The sequence below is a fragment of the Streptomyces sp. NBC_01264 genome, assembly GCF_026340675.1.
Taxonomy (GTDB): Bacteria; Actinomycetota; Actinomycetes; order Streptomycetales; family Streptomycetaceae; genus Streptomyces.
Genome location: NZ_JAPEOX010000002.1, coordinates 2,241,232 through 2,263,430 on the forward strand (window position 1 = coordinate 2,241,232; position 22,199 = coordinate 2,263,430).

Genomic DNA, 22,199 nt, shown 5'->3' on the forward strand with positions numbered 1-22,199 from the left:
CCGCCCGCCGCCCCTACGAGGCGTCCAGGATCCCCGGCAGCGCCGCCAGCAGGGCGTCGGCCCGGTCCTGCGGCAGGGTCAGGGCGGGAGCCAGCCGTACGACGTCCGCGCCCGCCGCGTTCACGAGGAACCCGGCGTCCTGCGCGGCCCGCTGCACCCGCGCGGCGGCCGGCCCGGCGAGGGCGATGCCCAGGAGCAGACCGGCGCCCCGCACTTCGCGGACCAGCGGGTGTTCCAGTGCCTCGATGCCGAGCCGCAGCCGCTCCCCCACCCGCTGGGCGTGGATGAGCAGCCCCTCCTTCTCGATGGTCTCCAGGACGGCGAGCCCGGCCGCGCACGCCACCGGGTTGCCGCCGAAGGTGGATCCGTGCTGACCGGGGGTCAGCAGCTCGGCGGCGGCGCCGAAGGCGACCGTGGCGCCGATCGGCATGCCGCCGCCCAGCCCCTTGGCGAGGGTGATCACGTCCGGCTCCGCTCCCGGCTCCGCCTGGTGCGCGAACCAGTGGCCGGTGCGGCCGATCCCGGTCTGCACCTCGTCCAGGACGAGCAGGGTGCCCGTGGCGCGGGTGATCTCGCGGGCCACCCGCAGGTAGCCCGGGGGCGCCGGGACGACCCCGGCCTCGCCCTGCAGGGGTTCCAGTACGACCGCGGCCGTGTGCTCCGTGACGGCCGTGCGGAGCGCCTCGGCGTCCCCGTAGGGCACGTGCGTGACCTCCCCGGGCAGCGGCAGGAAGGGCGCGCGCTTGGGCGGCTGGCCCGTGAGGGCCAGGGCCCCCATGGTGCGCCCGTGGAACCCGCCCCGCGTCCCGACGAGGTGGTGGCGGCCGGTCCGACGGGCGATCTTGAAGGCGGCTTCGACCGCCTCCGCACCCGAGTTGGCGAAGAACACCCGGCCCGGCCGCTCCAGCAGGGCGAGCAGCCGTTCCGCCAGCGCGACGGCCGGCTCCGAGACGAACAGGTTCGACACGTGTCCGAGCCGGGCGACCTGCTCTTGGACGGCCGAGACCAGGGCCGGGTGGGCGTGCCCGAGGGCGTTGACGGCGATCCCGCCGGTGAAGTCCGTGTACGCGCGGCCGTCCTCGTCCCAGACCGTGCTGCCCTCGCCCCTGACCAGGGCCAGCGCGGGGGTGCCGTAGGTGTCCATCATCACCGCCCGCCAGCGGTCGGAAAGCGGGGCGGCCGTCGCGCGGTCGGCCGGCGGTGTCGTCGTGCTGTGGGCCGTCACGCGCCCTCCCCCTTGCCGCCCGGGCCCTGCGGCCCGGGCTCGTCGTCCGGCACCACCGTGGTGCCGGGTCCGTCCTCGGTGAGGACTCCGCGCAGCAGGGCGTGCGGCGCCCGGCCGTCGATGACCTGCGCCCGGCCGACGCCGGCCCGTACGGCGCGCAGGCAGCCCTCCATCTTCGGGAGCATGCCGCTCGCCAGCTCCGGCAGCAGGGCGTCCAGCTCTGCGGCCGTCAGGCGGTCGATCACCTCGGTGCTGTGCGGCCAGTCCGCGTACAGTCCCTCGACGTCGGTCATCACCACGAGCCGGTCCGCCCCGAGGGCCACGGCCAGGGCCGAGGCCGCGAGGTCGGCGTTGACGTTGTAGACCTGGCCGTCCTCGCCGCGCGCGACGGGCGAGACCACGGGGATGCGGCCCTGCTCCAGCAGTGCGGCGATCGCGCTGCCGTCCACGTCCACGATGTCGCCGACCTGGCCGATGTCCACCGGCCGGCCGTCCACCCAGGCAGGGCGCCGTACGGCGGTCATCGTGTGGGCGTCCTCGCCCGACAGGCCCACGGCGAACGGCCCGTGGACGTTGATGGCCCCGACCAGTTCGCGCTGGACCTGGCCGGTGAGCACCATGCGCACGACCTCCATCGTCTCCGGCGTGGTCACCCGCAGCCCGGCCTCGAAGCGGACCTCCAGGCCGAGGCGGTCGAGGAGAGCGCTGATCTGGGGCCCTCCGCCGTGGACGACGACGGGCCGCAGGCCCGCGTGCCACAGCTCCACGACGTCCTGGGCGAACGTCCGCTGCGTGGAGGGATCCACCATGGCGTTGCCGCCGAACTTGACGACGACCGTCCGGCCTTGGAGCTGCTCCTGCCAGGGCAGGTCCCGGGGGGCCGGTACCGGTGCGGCGCCCGGCGCCACGGCCCGGACCGCGTCCGGCGTCTTCGTCCGCGTCATCCCGACCCCGTTCACGAGCTGTAGGCGCTGTTCTCGTGCACGTACTCGGCCGTCAGGTCGTTGGTCCAGATGACGGCCGAGGAGTCACCGGAGCGCAGGTCCACCGTGATGGCGATCCGGCGGCCGGACAGGTCGACCTTGTCCCGCGACTCCCCGCCGGCGCCGTCCCGGCAGACCCAGACGCCGTTGATCGCCACGTCCAGCCGGTCCGCGTCGAAGACGGCCGAGGTGGTGCCGATCGCCGACAGCACCCGGCCCCAGTTCGGGTCCTCGCCGTGCAGCGCGCACTTGAGGAGGTTGTTGCGGGCCACCGAGCGGCCCACCTCCACCGCGTCCGCCTCCGAGGCGGCGCCGACGACGGACACCTCGATCTCCTTGGACGCGCCCTCGGCGTCCGCCACCAGCTGGAGCGCCAGGTCCCGGCAGACGGCGTGTACGGCCACGGTGAGTTCCCCGGGTTCCGGCGTGATGCCGGAGCTGCCCGAGGCGAGCAGCAGCACGGTGTCGTTGGTGGACATGCAGCCGTCGGAGTCCACCCGGTCGAAGGTGGTGCGCACCGCCTCGCGCAGCGCCGCGTCGAGCACCTCGGCGCTCGCGTCGGCGTCCGTGGTCAGGACGACCAGCATGGTGGCGAGGCCCGGGGCGAGCATTCCGGCGCCCTTCGCCATGCCGCCCACCGTCCAGCCGGGGCCGGTGGCCACCGCCGTCTTGTGGACGGAGTCCGTCGTCTTGATCGCGACGGCCGCCTCCTCGCCGCCCTCGGGCGACAGCCGCTCCGCGGCGGCGGCGATGCCGTCCGTCACCCGGTCCATGGGGAGCCGGACGCCGATGAGGCCGGTGGAGCACACCGCGACCTCGTCGGAGGCGGCCTCCACGGCCAGCGCGGTGCGCTCCGCCATCACCTGGGTGTCCTCCGCTCCGGCAGGACCCGTACAGGCGTTCGCGCCACCGGAGTTGAGGACGACGGCGGAGATCCGCCCGTCGGCGAGCACGCGGCGGGACCAGCGTACGGGCGCGGCCTGCACGCGGTTCGAGGTGAAGACACCGGCGGCGGCGCGCGACGGCCCCCGGTTCACCACCAGGGCCAGGTCCGGGTCACCGGATTCCTTGATGCCAGCGCGCACGGCGCCGGCAAGGAATCCGCGGGCGGCGGTCACACTCACGGAGCCACTCCATTCATGGGCAGGCCCTGCCGTTCCGGCAGGCCGAGGGCTATGTTCATGCTCTGCACCGCGCCACCGGCGGTGCCCTTCGTCAGGTTGTCGATGGCGCTCACGCAGATCAGCCTGCGGGCGTCGGGGTCCACGGCGATCTGCACCTGGGCGGTGTTCGAGCCGAGGACGGCGGCGGTCGTGGGCCACTGGCCGGGCGGCAGCAGCCGTACGAACGGCTGGTCGGCGTAGGCGGCTTCGAACACGGCGCGCACCTCCCCCTCCGTGAGCAGCTCCGCGGCCGGGCTCAGACGGGCCGAGCAGGTGGCGAGGATGCCCCGGGGCATGGGAGCCAGGGTGGGCGTGAAGGAGACGCTCACGTGCGCGCCGGCCGCGCGGGACAGGTTCTGGGTGATCTCCGGGGTGTGCCGGTGGCCGCCGCCGACTCCGTACGGGCTCATGGAGCCCATGACTTCGGCGCCGAGGAGGTGCGCCTTGAGCGCGCGTCCGGCGCCGGAGGTTCCGCTGGCGGCGACGATGACCGCCTCGGGCTCGACCAGGTGCGCCGCGTAGGCGGGGAACAGGGCCAGGGTGACCGCCGTGGGGTAGCAGCCGGGAACGGCGATCCGGGTGGCCCCCTTCAATTCCGCGCGGGCTCCCGGCAGTTCCGGCAGTCCGTACGGCCAGGTGCCGGCGTGGGCGGTGCCGTAGAACCGCTCCCAGGCCGACGGGTCCCGCAGCCGGAAGTCGGCGCCGCAGTCCACCACCAGCGTGCCGGGCTCCAACTCGGCCGCCAGTGCCGCCGATTGGCCGTGGGGCAGCGCGAGGAACACCACGTCGTGGCCGCGCAGGGAAGCGGCGGAGGTGTCCAGGAGGATCCGGTCGGCGAACTCCGGGAGCTGCGGCTGCACGGACCCCAGCGCACGCCCCGCGCTGCTGTGCGCGGTCAGCGCACCGATCTCCACGCCGGGATGCGAGCCCAGCAGGCGGAGCAGCTCCCCGCCCGCGTAGCCGCTGGCCCCGGCCACCGCGACCCGTACGGTCATGTTCTTCCGCTCTCTCTCGGTTCGTGTGCGCGCCTTCGGCGCGGGGCGGCGCCGTGGCGCGGTCGTCGGCGGGGCACCCTCAGGCATCCTCGCGCACGTTTCGGAACCCTCCACCGGGCAGCGGCCCGCACTTCGGGGCCCCGGCCGTGCGCATCACCGCGCCGCGGGCGGCCCGGCTCAGGGCCGTCGCGCGGCACTCCGCGGAGAAATCCGCGAGGGCGTCGGGGTTGGCGGCGGGGCGACACCGGGCCGGCCGCCGGGCGGCCGTCGCGGCGGTGAAGCCGTCCGGAACACCGGGCGTCGCGGCGAGGGTGCGAGGGGCCGCAAAGTTCTCCGTGAGTTCCACGGCGGCGGACCCGTCCGCGGGGCAGGAATCGATGGCCGGCAGGCCCATGACGATCCCCTCCCCTGACGCCAAGCGCGCGGCCCTGCGCGGCCCGCGCAGTTAGCTTAGCCTAACCTAATTTTGATTGGGCCCGACACGCATCCGCCCCGGACGCGCCACGGCGAGGCGGTGCGTCCGGGGCAGTGGCGACCGCCGCCGACGGGACCGCGTACACCGGTTCCCCGCAGGGGCGTTCACTCTCCGTCCGGGTGGTCCCGGTCAGGCCTCCACGGCCGCGGCGAGGGACCGGGGGCGCAGGTCGGTCCAGCTCGACTCGATGAACTCCAGGCACGCGTCGCGGGTGGTCTCCGCGAGGGCGACCGTCCATCCACCGGGAGCCTCGGCGAAGGACGGCCAGAGGGAGTGCTGACCCTCGTCGTTCACCAGGACCAGGAAACGACCGTCGGCATCGTCGAACGGGTTGGTGCTCATACTGGGGTTCCTCCAGGAGCCCGATGGGACCGGCGGGAGGCGTCGGCGTGCGGCGCACGGCGCGCACGGTCCGGCCGCGGGCGCCGTGCCCGTGGGGAAGGTCGATCGGGAATGAAGAGAGCCCATCACTTAGGTTAGGCTCGCCTAATTATAAATTCTAACGTTTCCCCTTCCCCCTCACAAGGAGGCACCGATGCCAGCGCTCGAACGGACCCTGGCCGAGGAGGGCTCGGAGAGCCCCTTCGCCGCGTTCGGCCTGCCCGGCACGCCCGGCACCGATGAGTTCTGGGCGGCCGCGGCTCCCGCGTCCGCGCCTTCCGGTGACGGGGGTTGGGTCACCCTGTTCCTGTGGCGCGGCAGCCCGACGGTCATCGATTTCGAGAGCTGGTCGGATCCGGTGGCGCTGCTCCGCTGGCGCGACACGGACTGCTGGTACGCCGAAGTCCGCATGCCCGCACGGCTCCGGGTGACCTACCGGTTCCTCGCCGATGACGGATCCTCGTACGCCGATCCGCTCAACCCCCTCCGGGCGGGCGGCGAGCGGTCCGTCCTCGCGACCCCGGACGCCCCGCCCCAGCCCCACTGGCCGGCCATGGGCGCCGACGACGTACTGCCCCTGCCGCGCACCCGGATCCGCTGGGCGAGCGAACGGCTCGGCGGCAAGCGCACCGTACGGGTCCACCCGGTGGGCGGCGGCGGCCCGGTGGTCCTGCTGCTCGACGGGGACGACTGGCTGTACCTGCACCCGGCCGTGACCGCCTTCGACGCGGCCTTCGAGGCCGGCGACATGCCCCCGGCCACGCTGGTGTTCCTGCCCACCAAGGACCGGCAGGCGGAGTTCGGCTGCCGGCCCGAGCTGTGGGAGGCGGTACGGGACGAACTACTACCCCTGGTCGCGGACAGCGGGGTCCCCGCGGACCTCGGCCGGCTGGTGGTCGCCGGGCAGAGCCTCGCCGGTCTGAGCGCGATGTACGCGGCACTCGAGTTCCCGGAGCTGGTGTCCCGGGTCGCCTGCCAGTCGGGGTCGTTCTGGTGGACCCCCGAGGCCTCCGAACTGCCGGACCCGCTGGGCGGTCCGCGCGGCGGCGCCATCGCCGCGCGCCTGCGCGAGCACCCCGCCCCGTCCGGGCTGCGGATCGCGTTCGACCTGGGCGAGCACGAGACGCGCATGCGCCCCCACTGCGAGCTGGTCGAGGCCCTGACGGAACAGGCCGGTGCGACCGTACGGGTCTCCCGGTCGGCCTCGGGCCACGACCGTGCGGGCTGGCGGCAGGCCCTGCTGAGGGACGTGGCCTGGGCTTTGGCCTGACCGCCCCCGGACGACACGACAACACGGCAAGGGGGCCTGGTAGCCCGGCGATCCGCCGGGCGACCAGGCCCCCTTCCGGCACGATGTCACCGGCTCACGGACTCAGCGCGTGACCGCCGAGCAGTAGGCCGGGTCGCTCGCCAGCAAGTGCCGGTGCGTGCCCTCGGCCGCGACCACCCCGTCGTCCAGGACCAGGACCCGGTCGGCGGCGTCCAGCAGGGCCGGGCTGCTGGTGATGACCACGGTGGTGCGGCCCCGCCGCAGCTCCGCGATCCTGCGCGCGACGAGCTGCTCGGTGACCGCGTCCACCGCCGTGGTCGGGTCGCGCAGCACCAGCACGTCGGAGTCCGCGGCCAGCGCCCGGGCCAGCGAGAGCCGCTGGCGCTGCCCGCCGGAGAGGTTGGAACCGCGGTCGCGCACCTCGTAGTCGAGTCCCTCGCGGTGCAGGGCGACGACATCGGTCAGCATGGACGCCTCGACGGCCTCGCCCACCGTCCGGCTGGTGCCCGACGGGTCGATGTTCGTACGGAGGGTTCCCGCGAAGATCTCCCCGTCGTACGGGTTGACCAGCATGAGCTCGCGGACCGCCTCGACCGACAGGTCCGCGAGGTCCTGCCCGCCGAGCCGCACCACTCCGCCGTACGCGGCCGGCGGCACGTTCACGGCCAGGATCGAGGCGAGCTCGGCCGCCGCCCGCGGCTGGTACACCGCGATCGCCGTGAACTGGCCCGCCGGGACACGGAACTTCAGGCCCTGCAGGGACTCGTACCGGACGCAGTCGATCTCCAGGTCCCCGCCGGGTGCCGGGCGGGCCGTCCCCGGGGCCGCCACCGGCGGGGCGGACAGCACCAGGGCCATCCGCTCCGCCGAAGCGCGGGCCATCATCACGTACTTGGGCATGTCCGAGAACAGCCGGAGCGGCTCCATGATGAACTGCGCCAGGCCCACGGCCATGACGAGCTCACCGATGCTGATCTGCCCGTCGAAGGCCAGCCAGCCGGCGGTCAGGGTCACCGCGGCGGCGAGGGTCGAGTTCAGGGCCAGCGCGGTGCCCGTGTAGGCGCCGTTCACCTTGGCGACCGTGATCGCCTGCTCCTTGGCCTCCGTGCTGACCTTCCGGTAGGACCGGAAGGCCGCCTGGTTGCCGCCGAAGCCGTGCAGCGGGCGCAGGCCGGTGATCAGGTCGGCGACCTTCGCACCCGCCCGCGCCACCCGGGCCTGCTGCTCCTGGGTGCTGCTGCCGATCCGCTTCGACATCACGCTGAGGGTCGACAGGATCAGCGCCGTTCCGATCATGACCAGCAGGCCGAGCCGCAGGTCCGCCAGGCTCAGCGCGACCGCCGCGACCAGCACCGCGACCGAGGAGCTGATCAGCATCGGCACGACCTCGACGATGTCGGCAGTCTGGTCGGCGTCCTCGGTGGCGATGGTGAGCACTTCGCCGGACTTGAGGTCCACGTCCCGGGCCACCGGCTGGAGGCCGCAGGACGCGACCCGCACCCTCCAGCGGTGGGCCTCGGTGGTGTTGGCCTTCTGCAGGATGCGCATCCCGAACCGCCACGACAGCGACACGGTCGTGATGATCACGGCCAGTGCGGCGATCGAGAGGACGAGCGCCGTCAGGCTCCGCCCGCGCATCGTGTGGTCGACGATCAGGCCGAGCGCGATCGGGAAGGCCGTCTCGCCGGCCTGGTACAGGCCCATGAGGACGGTGCCCCAGACCATGGCGCCGGCGTTGCGCCGTACCGCGGTCCGGAGGATGTCGGATCCCGCGCGGCGGGATCCGTGGGGGTCAGGAGTTGTCATCGATGTGCCCGGCAATCGCTTCGGGGGTTCGCAGGGTGAGCAGGTCACGGATGGTGATCGTCGGGCCGAATTCACGGCGCAGGAGTCCGACCAGGCGTACGGCCAGCATGGAGTGTCCGCCGAGGGAGACGAAATCGCTCACGGCGCTCACCTCGTCGTCGTCCAGGTCCAGGGCTTCGGCGAAGAACTCGCAGACCAGGACCTCGGTCTCGGTCTGCGGGCCGCGCTCGCCCGAAGTGGTCAGCGCACCCAGCGGCTTGGGCTCCGGCAGGGCCTTGGTGTCGGCCTTCCCGTTCACCGTGAGCGGGATGGCGTCGACCTGGGCGTAGTGCGTCGGGCGCATGTAGTCCGGCAGTCCGGTGCCCGCCTCGGCGGCGACCGCCGCCAGGTCGGAGCCGTCCGCCAGCACGAGGTACGCGGCCAGCCGGTAGGCGCCGTCGACCTGCGGGTCGGGCTGGGCGACGGCGGCCGTGAACCGTACCGCCGGGTGCGCGGCGAACGCGGCCTCCACCTCTCCCAGCTCGACGCGGTGGCCGCGGATCTTGACCTGCTGGTCGGTGCGGCCGAGGTACATCAGGTTCCCGTCCGGCCGGCGGACCACCAGGTCGCCGGTGCGGTACATGCGCTCGCCGGGCGCGCCGAACGGCGAGGCGACGAACCGGTGCGCGGTCTGGGCCGCCTGACCCAGGTACCCGCGGGCGATGCCGATGCCGGAGACGTAGAGCTCACCGGGAACGCCGTCCGGAAGCGGCCGCAGCCACGGGTCCAGGACGAACACCTCGGTGTTGTCGATGGCCACGCCCACCACCGGGTCCTGGCACTCGAAGGTGCCGACGCCCAGGGTGTTGATGGTGTACTCCGTGGGTCCGTACAGGTTGTACCCGACGGTCCCCTCGGTCTCGGCGAGCCGCTGCCACAGGGTCGGGGTGACCGCCTCGCCGCCCAGGAGCACCAGCGCGGGGCGCCGGTCCGGGTTGTCGAGCAGGCCTTCGGCCGCCAGCTGCTGCGCGTAGGTCGGGGTCACGTTGATGACGTCGATCCCGTGCTCACGGCAGTAGTCGACCAGGGCGGGTGCGTCGCGGCGCAGTTCCTCGTCGCAGATGTGCACCTCGTGGCCGTCGGCGAGCCACAGGAGCTCCTCCCACGACATGTCGAAGGCGAAGGACACGGTGTGCGCGATCTTGAAGATCCGGTTGCCGTGCTCGGCCAGCACCGGCGCGAAGATGCGGCGCTGGTGGTTGATCAGCATGTTGGTGAGTCCGGCGTACTCGGTCACCACGCCCTTGGGCTTGCCCGTGGAACCGGAGGTGTAGATCGTGTACGCGGGGTGCCGCAGCCGGTCCGGGTCCTCCGGTGCGAACGTCACGAGCGGCTCTGCCCCGGGAAGGGGCCGGTCCAGCTCGATCAGGTCGCCGGGCTCGACCGGGCCGCCGGTCAGCCGGGGCGAGACGGCGCTGACGGTGAGGATCACCTCGGGCCGGGCGTCCGCGACGATCGTCGCGATCCGCTCGTCCGGGTGGTCCAGCTCCAGCGGTACGTACGCGGCTCCCGTGCGCAGTACGGCGAACAGCGCGACGATCCAGTCGAGCGTGCGCGGGATCGCCAGGCCCACGGTCTTCTCCGGGCCGATGCCGCGCCCGGCGAGCACGCCCGCCAGCAGGCGGCTGCGGTCACGGAGTTCGGCGAAGGTCATGCTCCGGCCGTGCGCGACGAGCGCGACCCGCTCGGGGGCGCTGTCGGCCGCCCGGTCGAAGCGGTCGATCACCGTGTCGGTGCCGATGTCCGTACGGTCGGCCGGCGCGGGCACCGGCCCGAGGCCGGGCAGGGCGCCCACCGGACCCGTGGACCGGGCCAGGTCCTGGAGCACGCCGACGTAGTCGTCGAGGAGACGGCGGGCGCTCGCGGAGTCGCCGTGGCGGTGCTCCAGCTTGACCGTGAGCCGGTCGCCGGGGGTGACGACCCAGGTGAACGGGTAGTGGGTGGAGTCGTCCGACTTCACCTCGGTGATGCCGTGGCGGGCGTTCATCTCCGCGAGCCCGTCCAGGTCCAGGAAGTTCTGGAGCACGAACAGGTTGTCGAAGAGCGTGTCGTGGCCGCTGGCCCGCTGGATCTCGCCGAGCCCCAGGTGCTCGTGCTCCATGGCCTCGACCCGGGCGGCCTGTACGGACGCCAGGTACTGGCCGACCGGAACCGCGGGCCTGGCCCGCGTCCACATCGGCACGGTGTTGAGCAGCACGCCGACGATGTCGGACAGGCCCTCGCCCTCGCGGCCGGAGACGGTCACGCCGAACACGGCGTCGCTGCGGCCGGTGTGGGCGCCCAGGAGGAGGCCGAACGCGCCGGTGAGGACGGAGTTCAGGGTGACTCCGTGCGCCCTGGCCGTCTCCCGCAGCAGCTGCGACTGTTCGGCGGTCAGGGTGTGCAGGAGCGCGGGCGGCAGGTCCTCCGAGAGGGTCGGCGCGGGTCCGGCGAGCAGCGTCGGGCCGGCGAGCCCGGTCAGGTGCCCGGCCCAGAACCGCTCCGAGAGCGCCGGGTCCTTGGCGGCGAGCGATCGGGCGTGGTCCTCGAAGGCCGGTACGGCCGGGGCCGCGTCCGGCTGCTCGCCGGCGAGCAGGGCCCGGTAGGCCTCGAACAGGTCGCGGAGCACGATCGCGCGGGACCAGCCGTCCCACAGCAGCAGGTGGTAGCTGAGGAGCAGGCCGTCGCGGCCGTCGGGCAGCCGGATCACGGTCAGCCGGACCAGCGGCGGCTCGGCCGGGTCGAAGCCGGTGCCCCGGTCCCGGACGCGCAGGGCTTCGACTTCCTCCTCGGTCGACAGCTCGACCGTGTGGACGCCGACCCGGCGGCCCGCCTTGAGGACCTGGACCGGGTTCCCGTCGTCGTCGGTGGCGAAGCCGGCGCCGACGACGGGGTGGCGGGCCATGACCACGGCCATGGCCTCGGTCAGTGCGTCGGTGTCGAGGCGGTGGTCGAGGGCGAAGTAGCTCTGCGCGACGTAGTGGCCGGCCGTTCCCGCCAGCTGGGCCTGGAAGAACAGGCCGCGCTGGAGGGCGGTGACCGGGGCCGTGCGCTCGGCCGCCACGGAGGCTTCCGCGAGGGTTTCCAGGGCGTGCAGCCAGTGCGCGGTGATCTCGTCGGGGATCTCCTCGGCGAGGGTGAAGGTCGCGTGCAGGCTGCCGGTGGCCGCGTCGGTCCAGGCGTTGACCTCGACCGCGTAGGGGCTGCCCTGGTCGCCGCCGGTGATGTGCAGGGCCTGGGACTCGCTGCCCCGGCCGAGGTAGTTGAAGAGCACCTGCGGGCGGGCGGTCAGCAGCGGGGCCGTCTGCGGGTTGAGGTAGCGCAGCCGTCCGTAGGCGAGGTGCCCGGACTCGTCCGGCTGGCGCGCCGCGACCTCGCGGGCCGCCGCGACCGGGTCGGTGTGCGCGGTGAGCCGGACGGGCGCGATGGCGGTGAACCAGCCGACCGTACGGGTGTAGTCGTGGTGCTCCAGTACGGACACCCGGCCGTGCCGCTCCATCTCGATCGCCAGATCGGTCGGCGCGGGCTGGATCCGGGTCAGTGCGGTGCGCAGGGCGCCGCACAGCAGCTCGGTGAGGGCGACGCCGAGCGCGGCGGGGGCGGCGCGCGTCACCAGGTCGGCGGCCTCGGGGCCGAGGACGACGGTGGTGTCGCGCAGCGCGCCGGACGCGGGCAGCAGCGCGGGTGCCCGGAGGGTGTCCACCCAGTGCCCGAGGTCGTCGGCGCCGGCGGTGGAGCGCAGGGTCAGCGCGTCGGCGTACTCGGCGTAGGAGGTGGTCGCCGGTGCGAGGGTCTCCCCGCGCAGGGCGGCGGCCAGGTCGTCCACGAGGATCAGCCAGGAGACCGCGTCGACCGCGAAGTGGTGCACGGTGACCACCAGGGTGCCGGTGGCCGCGAGCCAGGTGAAGGCGGCGATCTCCCCGGTTTCGGGGTCGAGCCGTCCGGCGGCCTCGTTCGCGGCGGCCGTGGCGTCGGCCGTGTCCGCACGCAGGACGGTGGCCGCGCGGGCGGGTTCGGTGCGCAGGGTCCACGCGCCGTGCTCGGTGTGCAGCCGCATCCGCAGGGCCGGATGGGCGGCCAGTACGGCGTTCGCGGCGCGCTCGACGTCGGCGAAGGCGGTGCCTTCGGGGACGTCCAAGGTCCGGGCCTGGGCGAACCGGGCGAGGGAGCCGCCCAGTTCGCGCTGGCGCAGGATGATCGGCGTGGGCGCCAGCGGGCCGTCCTCGCGGCGCGCGGGGGCCGCGGCGGCGGCGGAGCTCTGCGGCGCACGTGTGCCCATGAGCTCGGCGAGCGCGCGCGGCGTCTTCAGGAGGAACACGTCGCGGGGTGCGATCGGCAGGCCGAGCGCCCTGGCCCGGTTGACCACGGTGATGGCCACGATGCTGTCGCCGCCCGCGCCGAAGAAGTCGGTGTCGGCGTCGGCGTCCGGGTGCGCCAGGGTGTCGGCGAAGATGCCGACCAGGGAGGCCAGTACGGAATCGGCGGCGGCCGTGGCGATGGCCGAACCGACGGCTTCCTGGGGGTCTTCCTGCGCGGCCCGCGCGATCAGGGCCTTGCGGTCCAGCTTGCCGTTGACGGTCAGCGGCAGGGCGTCCACCGGCAGGATCCGGCCCGGCACCATGTGCACGGGCAGCTTCTCGGTGAGGAGGGCGGACAGGTCGCCGGGCACCCGGCCCACGACGTGCGCGACCAGGTGGTCGCCGCTGCCGGCCACGGTGACGGCCACGTCGACCACTCCGTCGAGCTCCCGCAGCGCGGACTCGACCTCGCCGAGCTCGATGCGGAAGCCCTTGAGCTGGACCTGGTCGTCGGCGCGGCCGGTGAACTCCAGCTCCCCGTCGAGGGTACGGACGGCCAGGTCGCCGGTGTGGTACATCCGGGAGCCGTCGTTCGCGAACGGGTTGGCCACGAACCGGCCCGCGGTGAGGCCCGGCCGCCCGAGGTAGCCGAGGGACACCTGGTCGCCGGCCACGTAGATGGCGCCCACCTGACCCGGCGGCACCGGCTTCAGCCGGTCGTCGAGCAGGTAGGTGACCAGGCCCGGGATGGGTCCGCCGATGGGGCTGACGTCGCCGCCGTGGGCGAAGTCCCCGTCGGTCAGCACCCGGTGGGTCACGTGGACGGTGGTCTCGGTGATCCCGTACATGTTGACGAGCTCGGGCGAGGCGGCGCCGTGCCGCTCGACCCAGCCGCGCAGGCGTCCGAGATCGAGCGCCTCGCCGCCGAAGATGACGCGGCGCAGTGTGGGGAGCGGCTGCCCGGCGTGCCGGTCGGCCTCGACGAACTGGTAGAAGGCCGAGGGCGTCTGGTTCAGCACGGTCACCCCGCGCTCGCGGACCAGCCGGTGGAAGTCGACGGGGGAACGGGTCAGCCCGTAGTCGGGCACGAGCAGCTCGCCGCCGTGCGCCAGGGCGCCCCACAGCTCCCAGACGGCGAAGTCGAAGGAGTAGGAGTGGAACTGGACCCAGACGTCGTCGGGGCCGAAGTCCATGTCCGGCTGGGTGTTGGCGAGCAGCGCCACCACGCTGGAGTGCGGGACGACGACGCCCTTGGGCCTGCCGGTGGAGCCGGAGGTGTAGATCACGTAGGCGGGGTCGTTCCAGCTGACCTCGTCCGCCGTGGCGGCCGCCGTGGCGTCCGCCGTCCCGGCGGCCTCCCGCGGCAGTTCGTCGCCCTGTACGAGGACCCGGGCGGCGACTCCCGCCCGCTCCAGCAGGGCGGTGAAGCGCTCGCGCTGGGCGGGGTCGACGAGGACGGCCTGCGGGGCGGCGTCGCCGAGGACGTACTCCAGCCGGTCGTCGGGGTACGCCATGTCGAGCGGCACGTAGGCGCCGCCCGCGCTGACGATCGCGACCAGGGCGACGACCTGCTCGATGGTGCGCGGGACGGCCACGGCCACGCGCCGGCCGGGTCCGACCCCGGCCGCGCGCAGGGCGGCGGCCAGCTCGTCCTTCGCGGCGGCGAGTTCGCCGTAGGTCAGCGACCGGGTGGCGCCGTCGAGCGCGCACTGGGTGACGGCGGTGGCCGCCGGGTCCCGCCGCGCCGCGGCGTCGAAGAGTGCGCCGAGGGTGGTCGGGGTGATCCGTGCGGGGGTCCTGGCGCCCTCCGGCGCCAGGTCGCCGACGGGGGCGTCCGGCCGGGTGAGCAGGCCGGTGAGGGTGTGCTCGAACCGGTTCAGGATGTCCCGGGCGCTGCTCTCGCGGAGCAGTTCGCCGTCGTAGATCAGGTTGAAGCGCGGGCGTCCGTCGAGGGCCCGCTCCACGACCAGGGTCAGCGGGTAGTGCGGGGCGCCCTCGTTGACGAGGCCGGTGACGGAGAGGGTGTCGCCGGTGCGGCGCAGGGCGGCCACGTCGGTGGCGACGTCGAACACGACGAGGGTGTCGAAGAGGGAGCCGACGCCGGCCAGCCGGCCGATCCGTGCCAGCGAGACGTGCTGGTGCGGCAGGACCGCGCCCTGGTGCTCGCGCACCGAGGCGAGCAGTTCGCGCGCCGTGGTGGCTTCGTTCCACCGTGCGCGCAGCGGGACGGTGTTGATGAACAGGCCGACCATGTCCTCGATGCCGGGCACGTCGGCGTCGCGGCCGGAGACCGTGGAGCCGAAGACCACGTCGGCACAGTGCAGGATCCCGCCCACGGTGACGGCCCAGGCGCTGTGCACGGCCACGCTGAGGGGTACGCCGGCGGTACGGGCGGCGGAGTCGACGTCCAGTCCGGGCTCGACGGAGGTGTCGGCGAACCGGTCGGACGGGGTGTGCTCCCTGGCCACCAGCGAGGGGCCGGGCAGTTCGGCGAGTTCGGCGCCCCACACGCGGTCGCTCTCGTCGGCGTCGCGTCCGGCGAGCCAGCCGACGTAGTCGGGGAAGCCGCTCAGCGGGTAGGTGCTGCCCGGCGCGTGGTACTCGGCGAGCAGCGCGCGCAGCATCGGGGGCACGGACCAGCCGTCGGCGATGATGTGGTGGACGGTCTGCACGAGGACGTCGCGGCCGGATTCCGGGTCGCGGACCAGCGTGAACCGCATCAGCGGGCCGGTGGCCAGGTCGAATCCGGCACGCCGGTCGCGCTCCGCGAGTTCGTGGAGTTCGGCGTCGGTGATGCCGGGCCGCTCCAGGGTGGTGAAGGACGCCTCGGCGCCGCTCTCCAGGACGGAGACGACGCGGCCGTCGGCGAGGGCCGTGAACCGCGCGGCCAGGTTCGGGTACAGGGTGAGCAGCCGGGTGGTCGCGGCCGCGAGGCGGGCGGGGTCGAGCTCGCCCTCCAGCGTCAGCAGCTGCTGTTCGACGTAGCTGCCCGCGGAGTCGTCGTCGAAGACCGAGTGGAAGTACAGGCCTTCCTGGAGCGGGGTCAGGGGCAGGACGGCGCGCAGCTCGGGGCCGTCCAGGGTGTCGACGCCGGCCTGGGTCAGCCGCACCAGCGGGAAGTCGCTGGGCGAGTGGCCGCCCTCCTCGAGCGCGGCCAGGGCGGTGAGGGCCGCCTGGAAGTAGCCGCCGATGGCCTCGATGTCCTCGTCGGTGAACATCCCGTCGGGCCAGGAGAGGGTGGTGACGAGTTCGTAGGCGCCGGTGGCGGAGGGTTCGGCGATCGCGTTGAACTCCAGGGCGCGCGGCAGGCGCATCTTCGGGTCGCGCTTCTCGCCGAGCTGGCCGGTGGTGCCGGAGAGCTGCCAGTCCCCCGAGGCGCCCGCGTCGAAGCGGCCCAGGTAGTTGAAGAGGACCTGGGGGGCGGGGGCCGTGAAGGCGGCGTCGGCCAGGTAGCGCAGGGCGCCGTAGGAGACGCCGTTGCCCGGGACCCGGGCGAGGTCCTCCTTGACCGCCTTGAGCGCGGCGGCGAGGTACCGGGGGTCGCTGAAGTCGCCGGTCGTACCGGGGTCCACGGTCACCGGGAACAGCGTGGTGAACCAGCCGACGGTCCGCGACAGGTCCGGCTCGACGCCGGTCGCGCCCGCCACGTGGCGGCTCTCGCGTCCGTGGCCCTCCAGCTCGATGTGGGCGAAGGTCTGCTCCTGGCCGCGGCCGCGGCGCCAGCGGGCGAGGGTGACGGCGAGCGCGGTCAGCAGGACGTCGTTGACGCCCGCGTGGAACTTGGCGGGGATCTCGCCCAGCAGCGCGGCGGTGGCCTCGGAGCCGACGGTGAAGATCCGGTGCCGCTCCCGCTCGACCGTGTCGGTCTCGGACGGGGCGCGCCGGCCCAGCGGCGCGTCGGGCCCCGGCAGGGGACGCTCGTAGTGGGCGCGGTCCGCGTCGAACCCGGCGCTCTCCAGGAGCTGGGTCCAGCGCCGGAACGAGGTGCCCACCGCGGGCAGTTCGAGGGCCTGGCCCGCGGAGAACCGGCGCCAGGCGGTGGCCAGGTCCTCCATCAGGACCCGCCAGGACACGCCGTCGACCACCACGTGATGGGCGACCAGGACCAGCTGGCGGGCCTCGCGGCGCCAGACGGCCCGCAGCATCACGCCGTTGTCCGGGTCGAGTCCTTCGGTGGCGAGGGCGACGCACGCGTCGAGCGGCCCGTCGCTCACCTGCCAGTCGGCCGCGATCCCGTCGGCCTCAGGTATCTCGAAGCTCCAGCGGTCCCCGCGGACGAGGCGGGCGCGCAGCATGTCGTGCCGGGCGACGAGGGAGTCGAGGATCGGGCCGAGGGCGTCGGCGGTGAGGTCCGCCGGGGTGTTCAGTACGACTGCCTGGACGAAGCCGTCGACGGCGTCCGTGGTCCGGCCGAGCCACTGGACGATGGGCGATCCCGCGACGGGACCGGTCGCCACGTCGGCGTGGTCCACCCCGGCCGGGTCCTCGCGGCCGGCCACGGCCGCCAGGGCGCCCAGGACGCTGTTGGCGAAGATCTGTCCCGCGGTGACGTAGAGGCCCGCTTCGCGCAGCGCGCTCAGCAGTGAGATGGCCAGGATGCTGTCTCCGCCGAGCTGGAAGAAGTCCTGGTCGACGCCGACTTCCTCCAGCCGCAGCACCGAGGCGACGGCCGCGCACACGGCGCGCTCCTCGTCGGTGGAGGGCCGGATGAACGCGCCGGTCACGATTTCCGGTTCGGGCAGCGCGCGCCGGTCGAGCTTGCCGTTCGCGGTGAGCGGGAACTCGGTCATGACGACGACGTGGGCGGGCACCATGTACTCGACCATGTGCTCGGTGGCCCAGGCCTTGACCTCGTCGGCCCGCAGCTCCTCGTGGCCGGCGGCCGGGATCACGTAGCCGACCAGGTAGGTGCCGCCCGCGCTGTTCTTCTTCGCGATGACGCAGGTGTGCCGTACCGCGGGGTGCTCCGCGAGGCCGACCTCCACGTCCTCCAGTTCGAGGCGCATGCCGCGGATCTTGATCTGGTTGTCGGCGCGGCCGAGGAAGTCCAGGGAGCCGTCGGGGGCGAAGCGGGCGAGGTCGCCGGTGCGGTAGAGGCGCGAGCCGTCGGTGGCGAAGGGGTTCGCCACGAACCGGGACGCGGTCAGTCCGGGTGCGTTCACGTAGCCGCGGCCCAGGAGGAAGCCGCCGACGTAGAGTTCGCCGCCGACGCCGACGGGGACGGGGCGCAGCTCGTCGTCGAGGACGTACAGCTGGGTGTTGGGGTTGGCCTTGCCGATGGAGGTCGACAGGCGTTCGGCCTCACCGCGGTAGATGACGTGGGAGACGCCGATGGTCGTCTCGGCCGGGCCGTAGCCGTGGTACATGGGGATGTCGAGCCGGGTGCGGTAGCGCTCGTACAGCTCGGGGGTGAGCACCTCGCCGCCGCACCACACGTGGCGCATGCTGTCGAGGCGGTCGGAGTCGCCGGCGATCTCCAGCAGGACGTCCAGCATGGAGGAGACGAGGTAGGTGAAGGTGACGCGGTGCTCGGCGATGACCGCGAGCAGGTGGTGCGGGTCGCGTTCGCCGCCGGGCCGCAGGACGACGAGGCGGCCGCCGCAGACCAGCGGGAGGAAGATCTCGTTGATGGATATGTCGAAGGACAGCGGCGCCTTGAACAGCGAGGCGTCGTCGTGGCCGAAGTGCAGGATCTCCTCGACCTGCCACAGCAGGCGCTCGCTGATCGCCTCGTGGCGGATCATCGCGCCCTTGGGGCGGCCGGTGGAACCGGACGTGAAGATCACGTAGGCCAGGGAGTTGCCGTGCGCGGTGATCCCGGTGCCCTCGGTGGGCTGGTCGGCGTAGCGCCAGTCGTCGAGGTCGACCACCGCGGCGGCCGGTTCCGCGGGGTCGTGCTCGCCCGAGCCGCTCAGCTGCAGCACCACCCGCGCGTCGTCGATGACGACGGCGCGGCGCGCGGCGGGCCACTGCGGGTCGAGCGGGACGAACGCGCAGCCGGCCTGGAGCACGCCGAGCAGGCCGATCACCATGTCGGCGGAGCGGCCCAGCGAGATGCCCACGACCTGCTCGGAGCCGAGTCCCCGGCCGATCAGGTGGTGGGCCAGCTGCGCGGACAGCTCCGCCGCCTGGCGGTAGGTCAGCGAGCGGTGTTCGTCGACGATGGCGACCGCGTCCGGCCGCAGGCGCGCCTGCTCGCGGAACATCTCCACGATGGTCGGCCGGACCCGGTCCGCCGCGTTGTCGTTCCACTCGGCGAGGGTCTCGAGTCGCTCCGCCACGCCGGTCGGGCTGATGGTGCCGAGGGGCCGGTCGGGGAAGTCCGCCAGGTCGTCCAGCGCGCGCTGGGCGTCGGCCTGCGGGACGCCGGCCGACAGGACGCTCGCGGGGACCGCGATGGCCCAGCCGTCCGGGGCGGCCTCGCCGGTCTCCCAACCGCCGGGCGCGCTACCGCCGTTGTCGACCCACCCGAGGACGTCCGCGAAGAGCGTGCCGGGGACCAGGTCGATTCCGTCGGGGCTCTCGCCCGTCGCCCAGTACGACAGTCCGATGGCGCAGGCCTCGGCGATGGTCCGGTCGGAGTATCCGCCGGTACGCCGGCGCACGTCTGCCAGGCGCGTAGGAGAGATCAGCACGAGACGAGCGCTCGGTTCCATCATTGAAGACTCAACACCCTTCCAAGGTACTCAGGTCAGCCTAACCTAAATTAGGGTGACCTAACTAGCGTCTCTCCAGGCCCGCCAGAGTCGCGCGTAGCGGCCGCCCAGGGCCACCAACTCCTCGTGCGTGCCCTGCTCCACGACGCGTCCCGCATCCAGCACGGCGATCCTGTCGGCGGCCACCGCCTGGGTCAGCCGGTGCGCCACGAACAGCGTGGTCCGCCCGGCGCAGGCGGCCAGTACGGCCCGCTCCAGCTCGGCGGCGCCCTCACTGCCCGCCTCCGCGGTGGACTCGTCGAGCACCACCACGGGAGCCCGGCCCAGCACCAGCCGGGCCAGGGCGACCTGGGCGACCTTCGTGCCGTCCAGCCGCGCACCGCCCTCACCGACGTCGGTGTGCAGGCCCTCGGGCAGCGCCTCGACCCACTCGGCCGCGCCTACGGTGCCCAGCGCGGCCAGCAGTTCGGCGTCGGTCGCCTCCGGCGCGGCCAGTCGCAGGTCGTCGGCGAGCGGCCCGGAGAACACGTGCGTCTCCTGGGTCAGGATGCTCACCAGCGCCCGCGCCGCGGCCTCGTCCAGATCGGCGAGGTCGGTCGAGCCGATCCGCACCGATCCGGCCTCCGGGGTCCCGATGCCGGCGATGAGCGCGGCCAGGGTCGTCTTGCCGGCGCCCGTCGCACCCACCAGGGCCAGCGAGCCGCCCGCCGGGATCGTCAGGCTGACCTCGCTCAGCACCGGCTCCTCGGACCCGGGGTAACGGAACGTCAGCCCCTTCACCGTCACGGGGTACGACTCCCGGTCCGCCGGCGCGGCGGTCGAGTCCCCGACCAGCCGGTCCTGCGTGGACTCCGCCAGCACCCCGACGAGCCGGGTCAGGCTCGCGCCCGACTTCTGGGCCTCGTCGAAGGTGAACATGATCGCGCCCAGCGGGGTGAACAGCCGGTGGAACACCAGCGGCGCGGCCGCCACTTCACCGAGGCTCGCGGATCCGGTCTCCAGCAGGGCGTAGCCCACCACGAGGATCAGGGTGAGCCCGATGAACTCCGCGCGGTTCTCCCGGCCGACGAACCGGCCGAAGAAGTGGAACACCTCGATGCCGAGGTCCCGTACCCGCCGCGAATCGTCGGAGACCTTCTCGCGGAAGGCCTCCTCCAGGCGGTGCGCCCGGACCGTCTCGATGCCGTTGAGGCCGCTGATCAGCGCCTGCGCCCGCTCGGCCTGGGCCACCGCGCGCTTGCGGTAGAGCGGGGCGGAGCGGGGCAGGTACCAGCGCAGGGCCAGCGCGTAGGCCGGCAGCGCGCAGGCGCCGGCCAGGCCGAGCCGCCAGTCGAGGCCGAACATGCCGATCGTGGCGATGGCCACCAGGATCCCCGCGGAGAACACCGTGGGGATGGCCGAGCGGATGCCCTTGGACAGCACGGCGACGTCGTCGCCGACCCGGGAGAGCACGTCTCCGCGGCCCACCTGCTCGACCCGGGCGCTGGGCATGCCCAGGACGGCCCGTACCGCGCCTTCGCGCAGGTCCGCGAGGAGGTCGGCGCCGAGCCGCCCGATCAGGTAGGCGGACAAGGCGGTGGCCGCCGCGCCGAGCAGCGCGGCGGCCACCATCCAGGCCCCGATCGTGATCAGGACCGAACGCGGTTCGCCCCCGGTCACCGCGTCGACCACCCGGCCGAGCAGGAGGACCGGGAGCATCTGGAGAGCCGCCCCGGCGACCGTGCCGAGTACGGCGCCGGACGTCAGCCAGGGCATCGTGCGGCAGTTCGCCGCCACCCATCGGGCCGCTTCACGTCCGGTCGTCGTACGCAGGGTTGCCGGGGCGACCCGAGTCTCCGTGGTGCTCACACCTAGCCGACCGACTTGACGAGCTCGTCGATGGCGAACGGCAGGGCGGGCAGGGTGGCCTGGGACATGGCCGCGCCGGCCGCCGGGCCCTCGCTGTCCAGCAGGTAGGACACCTTGTTGGCCTTGGTGACCTTCAGGTTGGCGAAGAGCTCGGACTTCTTCAGCGCGTCCGTGTCGGCCTTGTCGTTGATGACGAAGACGCGGTCGACGTCGATGAGGTTCATGCGCTCCGGGGAGAGCGGGAAGGAGAACTTGCCGTCCGAGATCTTGTCGAGCTCGGTCTGGCCCTTGAAGCCCATGCCGGTCAGGAGCTGGCCGCGCACGTCGGTGGTGGTGAAGGGGTTGACCTGGTCCTTGTACCAGGACACCGCGACGGCCGTCTGCGTGGCGAACTCGGGGTGCGCCGTCTTGACCGCGGCGAGCTTGTCCTGGATGCCCTGGACCATCGCCTTGCCCTCGGTCTCCTTGCCGACCGCCTTGGCGATCTGGAGGGCGTTGTCCTGCCACGGAGCGCTGAAGGGCTCCTTCTCGGTCTTGGTGCGGCCGACCGTCGGGGCGATCTTCGACAGCTTGTCGTAGGCGGCCTGGTCGACCTCGGAGTAGACCGCGATGATCAGGTCGGGGCGCAGGGCCGCGATCTTCTCGAAGTTGGGGCCGGCGTCACCGTTGTTCATGATGACCTCGGGCTTGGTCTCGCCCCACTTGTCCTTCACCCAGGGCCACTGGGTGTTGATGTCGGGGCTCTGACCGGCCGGGTTCGGGTACTGGTCGACCATGCCGACCGGCTTGATGCCGAACGCGAGGACGTTCTGGTCGTCGGTGTAGCCGACGGTGACGACCCGCTGGGGGGCCTTCTTGACCTCGGTGGTGCCGAAGAAGTGCTCGACGGAGACGGGGAACGCACCGTTGGCGGCCGGGGCCTTGGCGGTGTCGTCCTTCTTGTCCTTGCCGTTGGTGGCCGAGTCGGAACCGCAGCCGGCGAGGACGCCTACACCGAGGGCCGCTGCGGACACGGTCGCCGCCAGCTTCAGCCAGGGCTTGTTACGTGTCGTTCGGTCGAGGAGCATGCGGAATCCCTTGC

Annotated in this window: 11 protein-coding genes; 1 reads left to right on the plus strand and 10 read right to left on the minus strand. The window is 73.3% G+C overall.

Annotated features, from left to right (window positions below; genetic code table 11):
• Positions 1-13: 13 nt before the first annotated feature.
• The 6 genes from OG435_RS43100 to OG435_RS43125 form a co-directional block, all read right to left on the minus strand.
• Complete coding sequence (locus OG435_RS43100) at positions 14-1,225, minus strand: acetylornithine transaminase (RefSeq protein WP_266886012.1); 1,212 nt, start codon at positions 1,223-1,225, stop codon at positions 14-16.
• On the minus strand, positions 1,222-2,169 hold the full coding sequence (argB, locus tag OG435_RS43105; protein ID WP_266886014.1) for an acetylglutamate kinase: 948 nt from the start codon (positions 2,167-2,169) through the stop codon (positions 1,222-1,224). Before argB ends, OG435_RS43100 begins: the two co-directional genes overlap by 4 nt.
• Positions 2,170-2,180: 11 nt before the next feature.
• Positions 2,181-3,332, minus strand: coding sequence for a bifunctional glutamate N-acetyltransferase/amino-acid acetyltransferase ArgJ (argJ, locus tag OG435_RS43110; protein ID WP_266886016.1), 1,152 nt, complete (start codon positions 3,330-3,332; stop codon positions 2,181-2,183).
• Positions 3,329-4,366, minus strand: a complete 1,038-nt coding sequence (gene argC / locus OG435_RS43115) for an N-acetyl-gamma-glutamyl-phosphate reductase (RefSeq protein ID WP_266886018.1) — start codon at positions 4,364-4,366, stop codon at positions 3,329-3,331. The genes argJ and argC overlap by 4 nt, the downstream gene beginning before the upstream one ends.
• Before the next feature lie 79 nt (positions 4,367-4,445).
• Positions 4,446-4,760, minus strand: coding sequence for a hypothetical protein (locus OG435_RS43120; RefSeq protein WP_266886021.1), 315 nt, complete (start codon positions 4,758-4,760; stop codon positions 4,446-4,448).
• 210 nt (positions 4,761-4,970) lie between these two features.
• Entirely contained in the window at positions 4,971-5,183 is a 213-nt protein-coding gene (locus OG435_RS43125) for an MbtH family protein (protein WP_266886023.1), read from the minus strand.
• 193 nt (positions 5,184-5,376) lie between these two features.
• Here OG435_RS43125 and OG435_RS43130 point away from each other — a divergent pair, with 193 nt between their 5' ends.
• On the plus strand, positions 5,377-6,492 hold the full coding sequence (locus OG435_RS43130) for an alpha/beta hydrolase-fold protein (RefSeq protein WP_266886024.1): 1,116 nt from the start codon (positions 5,377-5,379) through the stop codon (positions 6,490-6,492).
• A 102-nt stretch (positions 6,493-6,594) separates the two neighbouring features.
• On the opposite strand, the gene OG435_RS43135 is transcribed toward OG435_RS43130, so the two are convergent.
• From OG435_RS43135 to OG435_RS43150, 4 genes are read right to left on the minus strand one after another with little or no spacing between them, the layout of a single operon-like run.
• On the minus strand, positions 6,595-8,298 hold the full coding sequence (locus OG435_RS43135; protein ID WP_266886026.1) for an ABC transporter ATP-binding protein: 1,704 nt from the start codon (positions 8,296-8,298) through the stop codon (positions 6,595-6,597).
• Positions 8,285-19,273: a non-ribosomal peptide synthetase gene (locus OG435_RS43140; RefSeq protein ID WP_266886028.1), complete on the minus strand. Its 10,989-nt coding sequence runs from the start codon at positions 19,271-19,273 to the stop codon at positions 8,285-8,287. Before OG435_RS43140 ends, OG435_RS43135 begins: the two co-directional genes overlap by 14 nt.
• Before the next feature lie 57 nt (positions 19,274-19,330).
• Positions 19,331-21,118 carry an ABC transporter ATP-binding protein gene (locus OG435_RS43145; protein WP_266886030.1) on the minus strand — a complete coding sequence of 596 codons (1,788 nt, stop codon included), beginning with the start codon at positions 21,116-21,118 and terminating at the stop codon, positions 19,331-19,333.
• 2 nt (positions 21,119-21,120) lie between these two features.
• Positions 21,121-22,185 carry an iron-siderophore ABC transporter substrate-binding protein gene (locus OG435_RS43150; protein WP_266886032.1) on the minus strand — a complete coding sequence of 355 codons (1,065 nt, stop codon included), beginning with the start codon at positions 22,183-22,185 and terminating at the stop codon, positions 21,121-21,123.
• Between the last annotated feature and the right edge of the window lie 14 nt (positions 22,186-22,199).

Excerpts from the sequence above, each read along its gene's own strand:
- OG435_RS43125 (WP_266886023.1), bottom strand. The coding sequence starts at position 5,183 with ATGAGCACCAACCCGTTCGACGATGCCGACGGTCGTTTCCTGGTCCTG.
- argC (WP_266886018.1), bottom strand. The coding sequence starts at position 4,366 with ATGACCGTACGGGTCGCGGTGGCCGGGGCCAGCGGCTACGCGGGCGGG.
- OG435_RS43135 (WP_266886026.1), bottom strand. The coding sequence starts at position 8,298 with ATGACAACTCCTGACCCCCACGGATCCCGCCGCGCGGGATCCGACATC.
- OG435_RS43140 (WP_266886028.1), bottom strand. The coding sequence starts at position 19,273 with ATGATGGAACCGAGCGCTCGTCTCGTGCTGATCTCTCCTACGCGCCTG.
- OG435_RS43120 (WP_266886021.1), bottom strand. The coding sequence starts at position 4,760 with ATGGGCCTGCCGGCCATCGATTCCTGCCCCGCGGACGGGTCCGCCGCC.
- argB (WP_266886014.1), bottom strand. The coding sequence starts at position 2,169 with ATGACGCGGACGAAGACGCCGGACGCGGTCCGGGCCGTGGCGCCGGGC.
- OG435_RS43150 (WP_266886032.1), bottom strand. The coding sequence starts at position 22,185 with ATGCTCCTCGACCGAACGACACGTAACAAGCCCTGGCTGAAGCTGGCG.
- OG435_RS43130 (WP_266886024.1), top strand. The coding sequence starts at position 5,377 with ATGCCAGCGCTCGAACGGACCCTGGCCGAGGAGGGCTCGGAGAGCCCC.